18 protein-coding genes are annotated in these 17,252 nt (G+C 53.1%); 2 read left to right on the forward strand and 16 right to left on the reverse strand.

Annotated elements, in window-relative coordinates; all coding sequences use genetic code 11:
• Positions 1 to 66: 66 nt before the first annotated feature.
• The 3 genes from lipB to AC6F7T_RS00025 form a co-directional block, all read right to left on the reverse strand.
• On the reverse strand, positions 67 to 687 hold the full coding sequence (gene lipB, locus AC6F7T_RS00015) for a lipoyl(octanoyl) transferase LipB (RefSeq protein WP_500715891.1): 621 nt from the start codon (positions 685 to 687) through the stop codon (positions 67 to 69).
• A gap of 116 nt (positions 688 to 803) precedes the next feature.
• The gene (locus AC6F7T_RS00020) at positions 804 to 995 is read right to left on the reverse strand and encodes a GSU3473 family protein (RefSeq protein ID WP_500715892.1); all 192 of its coding nucleotides are present in this window, start codon (positions 993 to 995) and stop codon (positions 804 to 806) included.
• A 77-nt stretch (positions 996 to 1,072) separates the two neighbouring features.
• Positions 1,073 to 2,170 carry an AAA family ATPase gene (locus AC6F7T_RS00025; protein WP_500715893.1) on the reverse strand — a complete coding sequence of 366 codons (1,098 nt, stop codon included), beginning with the start codon at positions 2,168 to 2,170 and terminating at the stop codon, positions 1,073 to 1,075.
• A 131-nt stretch (positions 2,171 to 2,301) separates the two neighbouring features.
• Between AC6F7T_RS00025 and AC6F7T_RS00030 the strand changes: the two genes are divergently transcribed.
• On the forward strand, positions 2,302 to 3,078 hold the full coding sequence (locus tag AC6F7T_RS00030) for an alpha/beta fold hydrolase (RefSeq protein WP_500715894.1): 777 nt from the start codon (positions 2,302 to 2,304) through the stop codon (positions 3,076 to 3,078).
• Between the two features lie 14 nt (positions 3,079 to 3,092).
• On the opposite strand, the gene dxs is transcribed toward AC6F7T_RS00030, so the two are convergent.
• The 11 genes from dxs to pta form a co-directional block, all read right to left on the reverse strand.
• Positions 3,093 to 4,994, reverse strand: a complete 1,902-nt coding sequence (dxs, locus tag AC6F7T_RS00035; protein ID WP_500715895.1) for a 1-deoxy-D-xylulose-5-phosphate synthase — start codon at positions 4,992 to 4,994, stop codon at positions 3,093 to 3,095.
• A 60-nt stretch (positions 4,995 to 5,054) separates the two neighbouring features.
• Complete coding sequence (locus AC6F7T_RS00040; RefSeq protein WP_500715896.1) at positions 5,055 to 5,960, reverse strand: farnesyl diphosphate synthase; 906 nt, start codon at positions 5,958 to 5,960, stop codon at positions 5,055 to 5,057.
• Entirely contained in the window at positions 5,950 to 6,177 is a 228-nt protein-coding gene (gene xseB, locus AC6F7T_RS00045; protein ID WP_500715897.1) for an exodeoxyribonuclease VII small subunit, read from the reverse strand. Before xseB ends, AC6F7T_RS00040 begins: the two co-directional genes overlap by 11 nt.
• Positions 6,178 to 6,396: 219 nt before the next feature.
• On the reverse strand, positions 6,397 to 7,623 hold the full coding sequence (gene xseA / locus AC6F7T_RS00050; RefSeq protein WP_500715928.1) for an exodeoxyribonuclease VII large subunit: 1,227 nt from the start codon (positions 7,621 to 7,623) through the stop codon (positions 6,397 to 6,399).
• Between the two features lie 82 nt (positions 7,624 to 7,705).
• Entirely contained in the window at positions 7,706 to 7,843 is a 138-nt protein-coding gene (locus tag AC6F7T_RS00055) for a hypothetical protein (RefSeq protein ID WP_500715898.1), read from the reverse strand.
• A 132-nt stretch (positions 7,844 to 7,975) separates the two neighbouring features.
• Positions 7,976 to 9,079, reverse strand: coding sequence for a divergent polysaccharide deacetylase family protein (locus tag AC6F7T_RS00060; RefSeq protein ID WP_500715899.1), 1,104 nt, complete (start codon positions 9,077 to 9,079; stop codon positions 7,976 to 7,978).
• A 95-nt stretch (positions 9,080 to 9,174) separates the two neighbouring features.
• The gene (locus AC6F7T_RS00065) at positions 9,175 to 10,509 is read right to left on the reverse strand and encodes a S41 family peptidase (protein ID WP_500715900.1); all 1,335 of its coding nucleotides are present in this window, start codon (positions 10,507 to 10,509) and stop codon (positions 9,175 to 9,177) included.
• Between the two features lie 14 nt (positions 10,510 to 10,523).
• Positions 10,524 to 11,678, reverse strand: a complete 1,155-nt coding sequence (locus AC6F7T_RS00070; protein ID WP_500715901.1) for a peptidoglycan DD-metalloendopeptidase family protein — start codon at positions 11,676 to 11,678, stop codon at positions 10,524 to 10,526.
• Positions 11,678 to 12,574 (reverse strand): permease-like cell division protein FtsX, encoded by an 897-nt coding sequence (gene ftsX / locus AC6F7T_RS00075; RefSeq protein ID WP_500715902.1) that lies wholly within the window; start codon positions 12,572 to 12,574, stop codon positions 11,678 to 11,680. The genes AC6F7T_RS00070 and ftsX overlap by 1 nt, the downstream gene beginning before the upstream one ends.
• 28 nt (positions 12,575 to 12,602) lie before the next feature.
• Entirely contained in the window at positions 12,603 to 13,289 is a 687-nt protein-coding gene (ftsE, locus tag AC6F7T_RS00080) for a cell division ATP-binding protein FtsE (protein WP_500715903.1), read from the reverse strand.
• Between the two features lie 29 nt (positions 13,290 to 13,318).
• A complete protein-coding gene (pta, locus tag AC6F7T_RS00085; RefSeq protein WP_500715904.1) occupies positions 13,319 to 14,320 on the reverse strand; it encodes a phosphate acetyltransferase in 1,002 nt (333 codons plus the stop codon).
• Between the two features lie 559 nt (positions 14,321 to 14,879).
• On the opposite strand from pta, the gene AC6F7T_RS00090 reads away from it, so the two are divergent.
• Positions 14,880 to 15,707 carry a TonB family protein gene (locus AC6F7T_RS00090; RefSeq protein ID WP_500715905.1) on the forward strand — a complete coding sequence of 276 codons (828 nt, stop codon included), beginning with the start codon at positions 14,880 to 14,882 and terminating at the stop codon, positions 15,705 to 15,707.
• A gap of 256 nt (positions 15,708 to 15,963) precedes the next feature.
• Here AC6F7T_RS00090 and folD read toward each other — a convergent pair whose 3' ends face one another.
• Both folD and AC6F7T_RS00100 read right to left on the reverse strand, forming a co-directional pair.
• The gene (folD, locus tag AC6F7T_RS00095) at positions 15,964 to 16,812 is read right to left on the reverse strand and encodes a bifunctional methylenetetrahydrofolate dehydrogenase/methenyltetrahydrofolate cyclohydrolase FolD (protein ID WP_500715906.1); all 849 of its coding nucleotides are present in this window, start codon (positions 16,810 to 16,812) and stop codon (positions 15,964 to 15,966) included.
• A 166-nt stretch (positions 16,813 to 16,978) separates the two neighbouring features.
• Positions 16,979 to 17,242: an FmdB family zinc ribbon protein gene (locus AC6F7T_RS00100; protein WP_500715907.1), complete on the reverse strand. Its 264-nt coding sequence runs from the start codon at positions 17,240 to 17,242 to the stop codon at positions 16,979 to 16,981.
• Positions 17,243 to 17,252: the final 10 nt, after the last annotated feature.

Below are 17,252 nucleotides of genomic sequence, written 5' to 3' on the forward strand. Positions count from 1 at the left end.
TGCTTACTGCTTACTCGTCACTCGTCACTCATCACTCATCACTCATCACTCATCACTCATCACTCATCACTCGTCCCCATAAACAGGCTGATAGCCGAATTGCTGACAAAACAGCTTCACCACCTGCTCTTTGATTTGCTGCATGTCAACCGGCTTGCCGGTTTCCCGGGTCAGGGAGGTTATCTGCTCGTTCGGCACCCCGCAGGGGACAATCAGAGCAAAGGTCGACAAATCATTATGCAGATTCAAAGCTATCCCGTGAGAGGTGACCCAGCGTTTCAAGGCAATGCCGAAACTGCAGATTTTTCGCCCTTTCACCCAGACCCCCGGGCTGCCTGGTTTCAACTCACCGACGACATCATATTGCGCCAGCAGATCGACAACAACCTGGAGGAAGCTGGAGGTAAAATGGCGCAGGTCCCTAACGGGCAATTCAAGCACCGGATAAACCACCAACTGGCCTGGTTCGTGGGCAGTGGCCAAGCCACCACGATTCACCCGCTGCAAGGTGACGCCACGCTGGGCAAATTCCCCATCCCGACAACGCAAATCGGAGTCCCCTGCGCGCCGGCCGAGGGTAACGGTTGGTGGATGTTCAGTCAGTATCAGGGCATTGGTGCCACGGCCTGACAACAGGGCCTGAACCATCGCGTTCTGCCGGACACAAGCTTCGTTGTAGATAACCACGCCCCAATCCTGGACTCGCAGTAAAGGGGCGCTATGAGACATCATGTTTTCCATAACATTCAGAAAGAAGGAAAGAAATAGCTGGACACCTGCCCCCCCTGGACAGCACTAACACATCATTTTTTCCGCTGCTTCGTCAAGCCGTAATAACGCCCGCGCAAGGTACTGCGAACCGGATCCTCCCCCAGCACTACCCAGCTGTTGTTACGTTCAATCCGCTCTATCTCGCTCATCAGAATCATTTCGTCGAGAACTTCAGACGGAACCAGGTCGATGCGACCATCTTTAAAACGCACCCTGATCAACATACTTTTTCTCTCCATTGGTTAAGTCGCAAATATAGGTTCCGTAATCAGCTCAAGACGGCTCTGTGCCGGCATCACCTTCAATCGTCAAGCAATGCATCAATTTCGTCAAAGTCCAATCTTTTTTCGGCCAGTTCGGTCAACAACTTGAGTTTGTGCGTATCTTCCACCGTCAATTTGGAAACATCGTCACTGATCATTTCAAAAACGGTTGATGAGGTGCGTTTGGCGATCATATAGGGGATGCCACTACTGTTAATAATTTTCATGGTAACATGGCTGATCTGACTCGAACCCGGAATAATCAAGCCGGCAATCTTGGGACGATATTCATCCAGATGATAGAGGTTGGACAGGGTTACCAGCAATTCATCACGACTGCTGTTGACAATCGCCAGGGTAGAGTCGCGCAGCAACTCCACCACCCGTTGCGCTGAAGCAGCGCCAATCTGCACATGATGAATAATGCGTTGGGCCTGATCGGGATTGGCTTTTAATTCAACTTCTAGTACCCCGGCAATACGCCGCATGGTCGGATTGGCCAGGATCGGCTGATAATTGAACCCGCCCAACACCTTGATATCTTCGTCAGCGAAGGCCATTTCCAGATACTTCAACGTCTGATCACGTTTTTCCGGGATTATCTTGTTGACCAGGATCGCCTTCACCCGCGCCTGCTCTTTTTGAAACAACGCCAGGTTGAGCTGTGCGGCATCGACTACATTGCCGAGCCCACCACCGGTAACCAACAGTACCGTCGCCCCGGTAACCCTGGCAATATGCGCATTGTTGCACCCTAGCAGGGTGCCAACCCCGGTATGACCGGCACCTTCAATAATAAGAAAATCATTTTTTTCATCCAGTTTCCTGATTGCCCCAAATACTTGATCGCGGATCTGCTCGCGGGATAATTCTCCATCCATCACCCGGCGCGTATCACCGTTTTTAAGAACAAAGGGGGACATCAGTGGCAGGTCGTCCTCGAGGCCAAAATAACGTGCCATCAATACCGCATCTTTATCTGCTGCCTGACCCTGAAACTCAGCCGGTTTGGGCCCGATCGGCTTGATGAACCCGACATTTTTGTATTTACGCAACGCCATATGCATCAGGGATAAACTGGTGGTCGTTTTACCACTGTTCATGCCGGTTGCGGCGATAAATATTTTGCGCGCCATGATCCATCTCCTTGAATGCTGTTGCAGGGTACCGTATAAAATAATTTAACAGAAAAGTCACGCAAAGTTCAGATACCGGATCGGATTTGACAATATTGATTAACAACCCCGACGAGAACCACGGAGACAGCATGAACAGCAAACAGATCAGCTTCACCAATCCTGACAGCGGTCATCAACTCGCAGGCATCATCGATTTGCCTGAAAAAGCCCAGCCACGCGGCTGGGCGCTGTTTGCTCACTGCTTTACCTGCGGCAAAAACCTTAAATCAACCCGCCATATCAGCCGCGCCCTGACGCGTCAACAGATGGGGGTACTACGCTTCGATTTTACCGGTCTTGGTGACAGTCAGGGGGACTTTGCATCTTCCCACCTGTCATCAAATATCGGTGATCTGGTGGCTGCTGCCAACTGGCTCAAGCAGAACGCTCAGGGTCCGGATATTCTGATTGGCCATTCCTTTGGCGGCGCTGCCGTATTGCAGGCAACAAGCCTTATCCCTGCGGTGCGCGCGGTGGTAACCATCGCCGCACCTTTTGATCCGAAGCATGTGACTCATCTGCTGAACACGGCTATGAAAGAAATCAAAGAAAAAGGCTCGGCCAGGGTTGACATTGCCGGGCGGAGTTTTACCCTTGGCAAGGAGTTTGTTGCCGATCTGGCAACCCACAAGTCGGAAGAGAGAATCAGAAAACTCGGGCGCCCGTTACTGGTGTTGCATTCACCAGGTGACCCGGTGGTCGACATTGATAATGCACGACTGATTTTTCAGGCGGCCAGACATCCCAAATCCTTTATCAGCCTCGATCATACCGATCATCTCCTGTCAAAGGAGGCAGATGCCCTGTATGTTGGCGAGCTGATTGCCTGTTGGGCCAGCCGCTACCTGGGAGCTGACAAGGAGTAAAACCTGCTGGAAAATCAGCCAATCAATTGCCGCCGCCCCTCCACTTTGACCAGTTTGCGGATGCGGACGGCAATGTGCTCGGCATCAAGGCCAAGGGCGGCATAAAGTTGCCCCTGCGAACCCTGCTCAATAAAGGCATCGGGGATACCAAGACGTACCACCGGTACCTGCAGCCCGACATCACTGAGCAGTTCCAGAACGGCTGAGCCAAAGCCCCCCTGCAGCACATTTTCCTCCACTGTCATGACAAAGGGGGTCGCTTCCGCCAGGGCTATGATTTGCGTACGATCGAGCGGCTTGATAAAGCGTGCGTCCAACACACTGACTTCAACCCCCTCTTGGGCCAGCTCCTCTGCGGCGGCAAGAGCTTCGCGAACCATATTGCCGACGGCGATAACTAACCCGTCTTTGCCTTCACGCAGCAACTCAGCCTGGCCGATGGCAACCGGCTCAATCGTCGCGGGCAGGGCAACCCCCGTCCCCTTGCCACGGGGATAGCGATAGGCAAAGGGACCTTCTACGGTCAGCGCCGTTTTCATCAGCCGCTGCAGTTCATATTCATCACGTGGAGCAGCCAGAATCATATTGGGAATCGAACGCAAGAAAGACAGATCAAAGGCACCATGGTGGGTCGGGCCGTCAGCTCCGACCAGACCACCACGATCAAGGGCCAGGGTCACCGGCAGGTTCTGCAGACAGACATCGTGCAATACCTGGTCAAAAGCGCGTTGCATAAAGGTCGAATAGATCGCGACAACCGGGCGCAATCCGCGGGCAGCCAGACCGGCAGCAAAGGTGACGGCGTGCTGTTCAGCAATGCCGACATCATAAAAGCGCTGCGGATAGAGTTGTGCAAATTGTTTTAAGCCGGTGCCTTCCGCCATGGCGGCGGTAATAGCGACAATCCGCTTATCCTCAGCGGCGAGAGCGACCAGGGTGCGGCCAAAAACTTCGGTGTAGGACGGGGGCACATCGGCAGCGGGCGCCGCAACTTCGCCGGTTTGCGCGTCGAAGGGGCCGATCCCATGAAATTTGGGTGGGTTTTTTTCCGCCGGCTCATAGCCGCGACCTTTTTGAGTCAATATGTGCAGCAGCACCGGGCCTTTAATCTGGGCTGCATTGTGCAGGGTTTCCATCAGATCATCGAGGTTATGCCCATCTAGGGGGCCAAAATAGTCAAAACCGAACCCCTCAAAGAGCATGCCCGGGGTCATAAAGCTTTTCAGCGATTCTTCGGCCCGTTTGGCGATACCGACCAGATCACGACCAATGCCGGGGATATAGTTCAGCAGGTTTTCCGTTTCCTTTTTGAACCGGATAAAGGTATCGGAGGTCATCTTGCGGCTCATGAACGACGAAAGGGCACCGACATTGCGCGAAATCGACATCTCGTTGTCGTTCAATATAACCACCATCTTCTGTTTCAGATGACCGGCATGATTGAGGGCTTCAAACGCCATTCCGGCAGTGAGTGAACCATCGCCGATGACCGCGACAATCCGGTCATCAGCACCCAGGATATCCCCGGCAGCGGCCATCCCCAGAGCAGCAGAGACCGAGGTGCTGGAATGGCCGACATCAAAGACATCGTGAATGCTTTCCTTACGCTTGGGGAAGCCGCTGAGACCTCGCCATTGACGCAGGGTAGCAAATTGCCCCTGCCGACCGGTCAACAGCTTGTGAGCGTAGGCCTGATGCCCGACATCCCAGATAATTTTGTCTGCGGGTGTATTGAAGACCCGATGCAAGGCAATGGTCAGCTCAACAACCCCCAGGGAACTGCCCAGATGCCCACCATTTGCGGCCACCGTTGTCACGATCTGTTCACGCAGTTCGCGCGCTAATTGGGGCAGTTGTTTCTTGTCGAGGGCTTTAAGCTGCTCCGGCGACTGAATCTGCGACAATAGCCTTTCCATTTACTCTCCTTGTCAACCGGATTTAACCGGCAAGTTCCGTCACATCGTGCACCACAAAGATCAGTATGAACGTTCAATAATATAACGCGCAATAGCTCGGAGCGGCTGGGCCTCTTCACCAAAAAGTTGCAAAGAGTCAATGGCAATGTCATTAAGTTCACGAGCGCGCTGCTGCGCCTCTGCTAAACCAAAAAAACCCGGATAAGTTGCTTTGCCACGTTGCTGGTCGCTGCCGCTGCGTTTACCCAGCTCATCAGTCATGGCCGTCACATCGAGGATATCATCAGCAATCTGGAACGCCAAACCGGCCGCAGCAGCATAACGCTGCAGCGCCTCGCGCTGTTGCGCTAACGCACCACCAACGATCGCTCCTATTCCCACCGCCGCCTTGATCAGTGCACCGGTTTTGTGGGTATGGATATATTCAAGAATCGGCAGATCAATGGTGGACCCTTCCACTTCCATATCGACCATCTGACCACCGACCATGCCACGGGTACCGGCATGGGTTGCCAGCAGATTGATGATTGCCAGACGATCAGCGGTAGTGACATCCGTTAACACATCATTGCGACTGAGCAAGACAAAGGCTTCAGTTAATAAACCGTCGCCGGCAAGAATAGCTGTCGCCTCGCCATAGACCTTGTGGTTGGTCGGACGCCCGCGGCGCAAATCGTCATTATCCATGGCCGGCAGATCGTCATGAATCAGCGAATAGGCGTGGATCATCTCAACCGCACAGGCTGCCGGCAGAGCCTTTCGGGGATCACCACCAACCGCCTCACAAGCCGCCAGCAACAACACCGGGCGAATACGCTTGCCGCCGCCCAACACCGAATAACGCATCGCTTCATGGAGTCGGTCGGGACGAATAGCGGCAGCCGGCATAAATCGGTGGAGAGCCTCTTCAATCAATGCCAGTTGCCGACCAAGATAAGCTTGCAATTCGCCACCATTAGTGTCCATTGAGGGGCACTCGCGCTTCGCTGCCATCGGCCTGCAGGAGCAATTGTTCGACTTTAAGCTCCACCGTCCGCAAGGATTCACGGCACAAATCGGCTTCTTTTACCCCGGCACTGAACACCGCAAGGGCTTTTTCCAGAGAAAGTTCCCCCGACTCCAACTGTTCAACGGCATCTTCAAGCCGCTGCAATGCCGCCTCAAACCCGTTCTTCTTAGACATATGATCTATCCCTTAAACTTTGTTTAAATGTAACTATACACCAGTATCCTTGCGCAGGATCGGGGCTCCTGTGGCAAGGGTGTTTGTCGCCACGGACGGCGACAACAAGCGGTCATGGCTGACCCAACGGGAAACAATCGCGTCCCTTGACATAGGAGCCGAAGATCCAGTGCTGAACAGGTACTTTTTAACAATTATCAACACCCTGGTGGTTACAGGTCAAGAGGGATCCGCATCTTCTTGCGCTGGAGCCGTCACTGCGGTCACCTTCACCTGCAATTGACCTTGCGCCAGAGTAACGCGCAAATCATCATGACATTGTACCTGTCTGCTGGAAAAAACTACTTCTGTGTCGCGCTGAACAATGGCATAACCGCGCCCCAGCACCGACATTGGCGATAAGGCGGCCAAACGCGCCGCCAGCAGATGGAGACGATGATGGCGGTTTTCACAAAGATGACGCATTCCCTGAGCAAGACGACCCAGCAGTTGGGCAATCTGCTGCTGTTGCCGGCGCAACTGCTCAGCTGGTGACTTGAGTCTTTTCTCGATGCCATCCAGACGGCTGGCAAGCAGATTGATCTGCCAGCGCATTTGCCGGCCGAGACGCAGCAGCAATTGGTCAAGATGGCGCTCCAGCTCGAGACGATTGTGGACAACCAGTTCCGCAGCGGCACTGGGGGTCGGTGCGCGCAAGTCGGCCACCAGATCAGCGATGGTCACATCGGTTTCATGACCTACCGCCGCGATGATCGGGATCTGTGAAGCAGCGATGGCGCGCGCGACAACTTCTTCGTTGAATGCCCACAAATCTTCTTTTGAGCCGCCACCACGACCGACAATCAAGACATTAACATCATCGTAACGATTGAGAGCGGCTATCCCGGCGGCTATCTCTGCGGCGGCGCCAACACCCTGAACCCGGACCGGGTACAGCAAGACCGTCACACCGACCGCCCGGCGCCGTAGTATCTGCAAAATATCCTGAAATGCGGCCCCGCTGGCCGAAGTCACAATGCCGATGGTTTGTGGAAAGGCCGGCAGATTTTTTTTTCGTTCCCGAGCAAAAAGTCCTTCTTTTTCCAGACGCAACCGCACTTCCTCAAAAGCCTGTTGCAGGCTGCCGATCCCTTCGGGATTCATTTCTTCGACAATCAACTGCAGATCGCCACGTTGCGGATAAACCGACACCCGACCGCGACAAACAACGCTTTCGCCATCCTGTGGGCGAAAATTCAACAGACGCACCTGACTGCGAAACATGGCACAGCGGATCTGAGCTGATGAATCCTTCAAGGTGAAATAGAGATGTCCGGAGCCAGGCCGTGACACATTGCTCAACTCCCCCTGAACCAGTACCTCGACAAAGTTGTCTTCGATTAGTCCCTGCAGGGCGCCGACCAGTTCGGCGACCTTAACTACCGCCGGGTTAAGATAAGCATCGATCACAGAAAGTTCCTCATTATCTCCCATCCACCCATAACCACAACCCTGTAGTGCCCCGATTGGTTCATTCCATCGTCACTAATCAGCTATGCCCTTGTGCAGGGCCTTTGGCTCCTGTGACAAGGGTGTTTGTCGCCATGGATGGCGACAACAAGCGGTCATGGACGGCGAAAAGCGCCCCTTGACAGAGGATCCCCGATCCGGTGCTGAACAGATACATTCCATTTTGGCCCTTTTGGCCGGTGGCTGGGTTACGACTCCAGAATTTAGCGCACACCAGGCCAGGGTCGAGGCGCCTTGTCAACGACCAAAAGGCCTCAGAATGATCTAAACGGACCAACCAAACGTGACATTAGTCGCGGTAACGTCGCACCAATGCTGAGGCAGGAACAAAATCGATCGGTTGTGCCAGCAACCATTCTTTTTCAAGTCGGATAGCCTCAAGGGTTTGTGGATGAGGGTGGCCTATAGCGATCACCTCGCGCTGCGTCCTTGCCAGTTGCACCATCTTGCGCAGCTGCTTACGGATATAGTCAACATCCTCTTCGTTATCGAGAAAAATATCTCGCGCGGCAGTTTGAACTCCCATGCGCCGTGCTTCGGCAAAGGCAACCGAACTGTTGATGGTGACACTGTCGATAAAGAACAGATTCTGCCGCTTCAATTCATCAAGCACAATCCGCATCGGCTCAGCATGTTCGGTAAAGCGCGAACCCATGTGGTTGTTCATACCGACAGCGCCGGGCACCTGGTCGCGATAGTGCCGCATCCAGCGGCGGATATCCTCCTCCGAATGCTGCAACAGCAGGGCATCAGCACCTGGATTGGTCTCTGGATAACTGCGCGGTTCCATGGGAACATGAATCAGATACTCGCGACCGGCATTACGCAGCAGCGCCGCCGATGCGGCGGCCCGATCACTGCCCGGCAGAATTGAAGGAGTCAGAGCCAAGCCCAGATCAAGAAATTGACGCAGGATTGTTAGTGAGGATCCCAGATCGTCAATAATAATAGCAATACGAGAAGGTTGCGTGGCATCATCAGCGACAGGAAGCTGAAAAATCAGCCTGAGTTGCAGTTGTCCCTCCCAGTACAGCTGGACAATCCTTTCCTTTTCGGCAATGTTCATCTGCGCCGGAGCGCGGGTTTGTTCAATATGCTGCACCAGCTCTGTCAGCCGGCCGGGCGCAGGAAAAACCCCGAATATTTCCCGCGTATCCACCCCATCCGCTGCTGAAACCCGACGCCAACCCTGTGATTGTGGACCACTGATCAATTGCAGATCAACCAGCCTGAAAATATCATCATAGTCATACTGACGTGGCGGCTGATCGTCACTAACCGGTTCTTCATAGACAATTGAATCGGAACGCGACAACAACTGGTCACGTAAGGTCGTTAAAGCCAACAAACAGACAAGGACAAAAACAACCAGAAAGAGGGCTGCCAGCAGCATGCGCACTGTTTGGCTTAAAACCGGTTTTGACGCAGGCCGAGATGTTGATTTTTTAGCCGGTTTTTTGCGGGCTGCTGGTTTTTTAGCTGGTGCCATCAGGGATGTATTCTTTCTGCTGTTGTATTGTTTTCAGTACCAGGAGTTCCTGCATTGCGCCTGAACTGACGGTACCCTTTCAGCAGGTCAAGGGCACGCTGCAGCTGATAATCGCTGTTCAGATCTTGTAATTCCTGCAATGCCTGTGGCGACAACTCCCGGGTTGGCGCGGCAGGTGACTGTGCCGGCAGATGCTTATCCAGATCCAGTTCACGCATACCGGCCGCAGCACTTTGGTGAGTCAATATCATCTGCGGCGCAACAATGTCAGGGGTAATGCCCAGCGCCTGGATCGAGCGCCCAACGGGGGTGTAATAATGAGCTGTGGTCAAGCGCAAGCCCGCCCGATCAGGCAGGGGAATGATCGTCTGCACCGAACCCTTTCCAAAACTCTGCTCGCCGAGAATAATAGCGCGTTGATGATCCTGCAGGGCGCCGGCAACAATTTCCGAGGCACTGGCACTGCCACCATTGATAAGCACCACCATCGGATAGTCCGGTTCTATATTGCTTGCCTGCGCCGAGAAAGACTGTTGTGTTTCCGGGTGCCGGCCGGATGCAGAGACAATCAATCCGTCGGCAATAAACAAATCCGCCACAGCAATGGCAGCATCCAGTAGTCCACCAGGATTATTACGTAAATCGAGAATCAGCCCATTGAGTTCATTATCGCTTTGACTGCGCAAGCGCAGCAGATGTTCGGCAACGTCAGCACCGCTGCGTTCCTGAAACTGGATCAGACGCAGGTAGCCGTAATTATTGTCGAGCAGGCGGCTACGCACCGACTGTACCTGAATAATTTCGCGTATGAGGGTCACCTCGAAGGGTTCACCTGCTGTTCCCCGAGAAATCGTCAGCTTGATCTCCTCACCCACCGGACCGCGCAACAGGCGGACAGCCTGCATCATGTCACCATCACGCATGGCTGTGCTATTAATCGCAATGATCTGATCACCGGGCAGAATACCGGCAACACACGCCGGTGTGCCTTCAATGGGAGCGACAATGATCAACTTGCGATCCCTGACCGCCAGTTCAATGCCGATACCGCCGAATTCACCTTGTATTTCGACCTTAAGATCCTCATACATGTCAGCATCGAGGTAACTGCTGTGGGGATCGAGATTATCGAAGATGCCACGCACGGCTCCGCGAATCAATTCATCAAGACTGATTTCTTTAACATAGTTGTCGCGAACCAGGGTCAGCACATCTGTCAACAGCTCAAGATTCTGGTAATCTTCCTGGCTGTTCAACGCCGGCTCAGCCAAACCCATGCCGGGGTTGATCAGCAAAACACAACATAAACCCAGCAACCACGTACGCAACAACATCAGCTTACTCCTGTTCACAGTTGCTTTAGCCAGCTCAATGGATTAACCGGAGCACCCTTGTGACGAATTTCAAAATAGATACTTTGCCGACCTGACAATCCACTGTGACCGATCAGCTCAGCGGTTGCAACCGGATCACCGGTTTTTTTGCGCAAACGATCCAGCTGAGCATAGAGGGTGTGATACTCCCCCTCATGGCTGACAATCAAGAGATTTCCATAACCTCTGAAATAATCGGCATATACGACCTGGCCATTAGCGACAGCGCGCACCTCTGCGCCGGGATTGGCGGCAATTTCAAGGCCATTACTATCATAAATAGTGCCAAGCTTGTCATCACGCTGGGTACCAAACCTGATCAGCACAGCCCCTTCCAGGGGCCAATTCAATTGACCTTTCTGTTTGGCAAAATCAAGCACCACCCCAGTCGTTGCGGCAGCGGGTGGCGGCGGTGTCTTTTGCAGCTGTTCCAGTAAGCCCTTTAAGCGCATGGCATCCTGCTGCAATCCGGTCAGTTCTTCCTGTAGTTTTTTATTTTGTATCTGCGCCTGTTGCAACAGGCGCTTGTGCAGACGACGCGCGCCAACCGCTTCCTGACGTTCTGCTTCTTCGCGTTTGAGCAGGTTGGACTGACGTTGTTGAAGTGTGGTGAGCTGCGCCAATTGGTGTTGTTGGGTAGTCATCGCCTGACGATATTCATCAAGCAATTCCCTGTCGTTCTCCATCACCCGGGTAAGATAGTGATACTGCTGAATCAATTCGCTGGGGGATTCTGCAGAAAAAAGAATTTTCAGCATTCCGCTTTCTCCCTCTTTATAGAGGGCAACCAGGCGCCCTTCGAGACGCTTAGCAATCTCTTCGGACAGTTTCTGACTCTGTTTGAGCTGTTGCTGTTGCTGCTGCACCTCGCGTTGCAAACGCTGTTGTTCCCCCTTGATCGCGCCGATGCGCTCATCAATACGCTGCAGCTGACCATTAAGCAGAGCGAGATCACGACTGATGTCGTTTTCTGACCGGCGTTGCGCCTTCATCTCGGCTTCCGCCCGTTCAATACGCAGACGAATCTGCTCAAGCTGTCGCTGGGTTTGCGCCAGATCGTCGGCGCTCACTAAACTGACCAGCACAAAAGCGCTAACAGCCATCAGCAAAAAAGAAATTCGTTTCAACATCAGATGCGGACGAAGCGGCGCAAAGACGAAAGGCTGCCGAGAACACCAAGGACAACACCTGCCAGCACTAAAAACAGCTGTTGAGCTGCAGTAAGGAACAGCAGATCAAAATCCGCCGGCGTCAACCAGAAAGCATTCAAGCTCTTTGATATGATCAATGAAAAAGAAGCGCTTAAAAATAACAGGGATAACAAGCCACCGACAAATCCCTGAATCGCCCCCTCCAGCATAAAGGGAATTTTGATAAAACGCATGGTCGCACCAACCAGAGCCATGATCTCGAGTTCATCGCGCCGCGCATAAAGGGTTAACCTGATGGTGTTGGCAACAATAAAAAGGGTGGCAAAGAGTAAAAAACCACCAACAAAGGCGCCAACAAAACGCAGCATGCTGACAAAGTTGTTAAAACGCTCCAGCCAGGTCTGCCCATAACGCAGATCATCGATTGCTATCAGGCTTTCCAGTTGTTCAATAATCACCTCGATGCCTTTCTGACTGCGATATTCCGCAACCAGCCCCAGCTCAAATGAGGCCGGCAACAGGTCGGGCCTGACCCCCTGAAGCAGCGCAGCATCTTCTCCCAGGCGCTCACGAAAACGTTCCATCGCCGCCTGCGGCGACACATAAACAACCTTTTCTACACCTTCCAGTTGTTCCATCTTGTTGATCAGCGTGGGAAGTTCCTGCGCCGATGGCGCCCGCTGTAAATAGGCAATCACCTGGATTTCCTGCGTCCAGCGTGAAGCCAACTGTTCAATGTTGACGACAATCAGAAAAAAAGTCGCAATGGTGGCCAGAGAGACCGCCATGGTAAGAATCGCGGCACTGCACAAAAATGGCCATTGACGCATGTTGCGCAAGGCTCTTAAGAAAAAATAGCGCACTGCTTCCAGCACCGCTGGAACCTCCATTAAAAGGGATTTACTACTCTGGACCAACCGTACCCAGGGGCCGCTGGTCACCGACCAACTTGCCTGCATCGAGGGTGATGACACGGCGGGGAAAGCGCTCATGCAGATTATAATCGTGAGTAGCGAGCAGCACCGTCGTGCCCCGGGCGTTGGCACGCTTGAACAGTTCCATGATTTCGAGGGTCACGCCCTGGTCGAGATTACCACTGGGTTCGTCGGCCAGTAAAATCAGCGGATCAACAACCAATGCCCGGGCGATAGCAATGCGTTGTTGCTCGCCACCGGAAAGCTCCTGGGGTTTGCGCTGCAACCGATGTTCCAGGCCAACCTCCTTAAGGGCCTGATAGACTTTTTTGCTGACCTCAAAACGTTTTTTGCCCTGGGCTTCCAGAGCAAAAGCAACGTTTTCATAGACACTGCGGCTTTGTAGCAGTTTAAAATCCTGAAAAACAACGCCAATCTTGCGCCGCAGGTAGGGAATATGTTGACTGCGAATACGGGTTATATTCTGGCCGGCAACCAGGATCTGACCACGAGTTGGCCGCTCGGCAACGTAGAGCATCCGTAAAAAGGTGGTCTTACCGGCGCCTGAAGCGCCGGTAACATAGACAAATTCACCTTTGTCAATTTTCAACGACAGGTCATTAACCGCGATAGAATCGCGACTGTAGCGCTTGGAAACGTTATACAGCTGAATCATGGCTGCCCGCTGTTATATCCACTCGAACATTAACCCTGAGCCTGTACCGCAGTAATCGCGGCAACACTGACGATATCAGCAACAGAACAACCACGGGACAGATCGTTAATCGGCTTTGCCAATCCCTGGATGATCGGGCCGACCGCTTCAGCACCAGCTAAACGTTCGACCAGTTTATAGCCGATATTGCCGGCGTCGAGATCCGGGAAAACAAGGGTATTGGCGCGGCCGGCCACCGCCGAACCGGGGGCTTTCTTTTCGCCCACCTTGGGGAGCAGTGCCGCATCGGCTTGCAATTCTCCGTCGATGGCCAATTCAGGTGCCAGTTTGCGGGCAATGTCAAGGGCCTTGAGAACCTTGTCGCAGTCGCTATGGGCGGCGCTGCCCTTGGTTGAAAAACTAAGCATAGCCACGCGCGCATCAACGCCGAGGAAACTTTTGCAACTCGCTGCGGTACTGACGGCAATTTCAGCCAGAGCCTGAGCATCGGGGTTTGGATTAACGGCGCAATCAGCGAAGCACAGAACACCATTTTCACCAAATTCCGGTGTTTTGGTGACCATCAGAAAGACCGACGAAACGGTATTCATATTGGCGGCTGTTCCGACCACCTGGAATGCGGCACGCAACACATCACCGGTGGTATTGGCAGCACCGGCAACCGCACCACCAGCTTCGCCCAACCTTACCATCATTGCAGCAAAATAGAGATTATCGGCAGCGGTCAACAGGGCGATGGCTTGATCTCGGGTAAGGTTCTTTTTTTTACGCAACTCGACCAGTTCATCAATATAGGCCGGCAAGCTTTCGGAGTTTTTAGGTTCCACCAGAGCCACCCCGGCAAGGGAAACACCCAGGGTAGCGGCCTTGGCAATCAACTCGTCCGGTTTGCCAAGCAGTACAACATGGGCCAGATTTTCGGCAACAATGTTAGCTGCTGCTTCTATCATCCGATCATCGTACCCTTCAGGAAGAACCACAGTTTGCAGATCAGCACGTGCTTTGGCTTTAATCTGATCAACCAGATGCATTTCAAACCTCCTCAATATAATATGATGAAAAACCGTTACGACACCATTTCAGCTCTTAAAATTTATGTCTGTTGGTTATACTCAGCCGCTCCCTGAGGGTCAATGTTTTTCCTTTTTTACAGTGTCCATAAGACTCTAAGCCCACCTCCATACTGTAGAGCCGGTAGAAGATGCGGCGTAACTATTCACCACTGTCATTGCGCCGGATCGGGGATCCTATGTCAAGGGACGCTTTTCGTCATCCATGACCGCTTGTTGTCGCCATCCATGGCGACAAACACCCTTGCCACAGGAACCCCGACCCGGTGCTGAACAGATACGATGCGGCAACGCAAACAGATATTAAATCATGCTGGCTGCCGGCAACAAGCGCAGTGTATAATGAAAAATTATGGGTAATGTATTATCAGTAAGAACGACTAAATCGTTCAACCGCACGCTCCTGTTTGTAGCCTGCCTGTTGCTCTCTTTACTTTTGCATGTTGGAATAATTCTGTTATTGCAAACAAAAGAACCTGCAGAGAGCGCCCGGCAAGCTACAGTTATTCAGCTTGTCGACATGCCCCAACCCGTACCGCCAATCCATCCGCAACAGCAACCCAGCTACGAAATCGATCAGCAGTCCCTTCCCACTGAACCGCAACCTGAGGTTGAATCACCGCGCCGCGCCGAGCATGAGCAACGGGTCGAACGCGAACAGGCACCACAAGGGGACGATGTGCGCGACCAGCGCCGGGACATCACACCCCCTTCGGCAGCACCGTCTGCTCCGGCGCCGCAGCCGACACCTGTGCCGGATCCACCGATACCAGTAGTGCCGGTGCCGACATCACCGCCGGTCGACACCGTGCTGCCGGGACAGCCACTAACCAGTCCGGAACAAAGCACACTAGAACCTGACCGGCTGACAGAAACGCCGATTGAGCAGGCACCGCCGCGCCTAACCCGTGATCAGTTGTTTCCGTCACCCGGTCGATTGGCAGAAATCGTCGAAGGTCAGCAGGCAGAGCGTGACCGGATACGCGAACGGGATGACGTAGACATGGGCGACGAAGTGTGGCTGAACCTCCAGCATGATCGTTTGGTGTCTTTTTTCAGACGGTTTCATGATCGCGTTGAACGGGTCTGGAACTACCCGGCTGAAGCGGCCCTTAACGGTATTGACGGGACCTTGGAACTGTTGATTATTGTCAGTAAGGAGGGGGAACTGATCGATGTTGATCTACGCCGGACAAGTGGTTCTGATCTGCTTGATTTTGAGGCGATTCAGGCCGTCTACCGGGCGGCGCCCTTCGGCCCACTTGGCAGACATTATCCCCACGATCAGCTCCGTATCAGAGCTTATTTTCAGTATCGACTCAGTGGCCGCTATATCTTCGGCCGGTAGAAAAACGACAAGGTGTAATCTTGAAGCTTTCGCGGGAATGACGATGTGAGTTCAACTTTTAACTGTTTTGTCGCTGAAGCAATAGAATAGGATGGCTAAGCAAAAAACGCCAAATGCAAAGCGCGGAATCGTCGAGCAATCAGACGTACTCTTGAGTACGTCGAAGCCATAAGACGATTGCAGCTACGCAGCAACTGGTGAGTTTTTTGCGCCGCCGTCAAATTTAACGTGCATCAAACAATCGATGATGGGTGGATCAGCCTGCGCGCCGTTTGGCACTCTCCAGGGTATTCTGCAGCAACATGGCAATCGTCATCGGACCAACGCCACCCGGCACGGGAGTAATCGCTGACGCACGTTCGGCTGCTGCGGCATAAGCCACATCGCCAACCAGTTTTTTTTCACCAACCCGATTAACCCCCACATCGATCACTACTGCTCCCGGCTTGATCCAGTCCCCTTGAATCATTTCCGGACGCCCGACAGCAGCAATCACGACATCGGCGGCAGCAACCTTGGCAGCAAGATCCTGGGTGCGCGAATGGCAGATGGTAACCGTAGCATGCTCAGCCAGGCACATCAGGGCAACCGGTTTGCCGACGATATTGGAACGGCCGACAACCACCACGTTTTTACCCTTGAGATCAACACCGATGCGCTGCAGCATCACCATCACGCCGTAAGGGGTGCAGGGTTTAAACAGGGGGTTACCAGTGACCAGGCGACCGACATTATAGGGGTGGAAACCATCAACGTCCTTGGTCGGGGAGATGGCTTCAAGGATTTTGGCTTCGTTAATCTGCTCCGGCAAAGGCAACTGCACCAGAATGCCATCAATGCGTCTATCCTGATTGAGGCGCTCTACCAGTTCAAGCAGTTCCTGTTCAGTCGTCGTTGCCGGCAACTTGTGCTCAACCGAAAAAATGCCGGCTGCGGCACAGGCTTTTTCTTTCATGGTCACGTAAACGCGACTGGCCGGGTCTTCACCGACCAGAACCACCGCCAGCCCGGGAGTCACACCGGTGGCTATCAGTTTTTGCGTCTGCTCTGCTATCTCTTGACGAATCTGCGCTGCCAGGGCTTTACCATCGATGATCTGTGCCACTGCTGCTCCTCCCGGATAAACTCACTGATAACAACAATAAGGTTACTTTCGACAACTCTAAACACAGGCCTGTCAGTTTGTAAAGCAACCTCTGGCGGAAAAAAAGCAAAAAAATCCCCGATAAAAAAATACCGGGGATTTTTTTACTGTACGCTAATCGTTATAGTCAGCCGTTGGCCACCTTGGTGCAACCGGCACAGGAACCACTCGCCGCTCCTTCCGAAGCAGGACAACTTTCTGCCTTGGCAGCGGCGTGGTTATACCCCTGCTGATACCAGCCACCCCCCTTTAGAGCAAAACCGGCAACTGAAATAGCTTTTTTAACATGCCCACCGCACTGAATACATTCAGAAACCGGCTGATCCGAAAATTTCTGGCGCACTTCAAATCGGTGACCGCAGTCTTGACACTGATATTCATATACTGGCATGTGATGAACC

The sequence above is a fragment of the Pelovirga sp. genome (assembly GCF_059864205.1).

Bases quoted from the DNA above. Each gene is read 5' to 3' on its own strand.
- AC6F7T_RS00055 (WP_500715898.1), bottom strand. From the start codon at position 7,843: ATGTATCTGTTCAGCACCGGATCGGGGATCCTCTGTCAAGGGGCGCTT.
- AC6F7T_RS00025 (WP_500715893.1), bottom strand. From the start codon at position 2,170: ATGGCGCGCAAAATATTTATCGCCGCAACCGGCATGAACAGTGGTAAA.
- AC6F7T_RS00070 (WP_500715901.1), bottom strand. From the start codon at position 11,678: ATGTTGAAACGAATTTCTTTTTTGCTGATGGCTGTTAGCGCTTTTGTG.
- AC6F7T_RS00020 (WP_500715892.1), bottom strand. From the start codon at position 995: ATGTTGATCAGGGTGCGTTTTAAAGATGGTCGCATCGACCTGGTTCCG.
- xseB (WP_500715897.1), bottom strand. From the start codon at position 6,177: ATGTCTAAGAAGAACGGGTTTGAGGCGGCATTGCAGCGGCTTGAAGAT.
- pta (WP_500715904.1), bottom strand. From the start codon at position 14,320: ATGCATCTGGTTGATCAGATTAAAGCCAAAGCACGTGCTGATCTGCAA.
- AC6F7T_RS00090 (WP_500715905.1), top strand. From the start codon at position 14,880: ATGCCCCAACCCGTACCGCCAATCCATCCGCAACAGCAACCCAGCTAC.
- AC6F7T_RS00060 (WP_500715899.1), bottom strand. From the start codon at position 9,079: ATGCTGCTGGCAGCCCTCTTTCTGGTTGTTTTTGTCCTTGTCTGTTTG.
- AC6F7T_RS00030 (WP_500715894.1), top strand. From the start codon at position 2,302: ATGAACAGCAAACAGATCAGCTTCACCAATCCTGACAGCGGTCATCAA.
- AC6F7T_RS00100 (WP_500715907.1), bottom strand. From the start codon at position 17,242: ATGCCAGTATATGAATATCAGTGTCAAGACTGCGGTCACCGATTTGAA.
- AC6F7T_RS00040 (WP_500715896.1), bottom strand. From the start codon at position 5,960: ATGGACACTAATGGTGGCGAATTGCAAGCTTATCTTGGTCGGCAACTG.
- dxs (WP_500715895.1), bottom strand. From the start codon at position 4,994: ATGGAAAGGCTATTGTCGCAGATTCAGTCGCCGGAGCAGCTTAAAGCC.
- AC6F7T_RS00065 (WP_500715900.1), bottom strand. From the start codon at position 10,509: ATGTTGTTGCGTACGTGGTTGCTGGGTTTATGTTGTGTTTTGCTGATC.
- ftsE (WP_500715903.1), bottom strand. From the start codon at position 13,289: ATGATTCAGCTGTATAACGTTTCCAAGCGCTACAGTCGCGATTCTATC.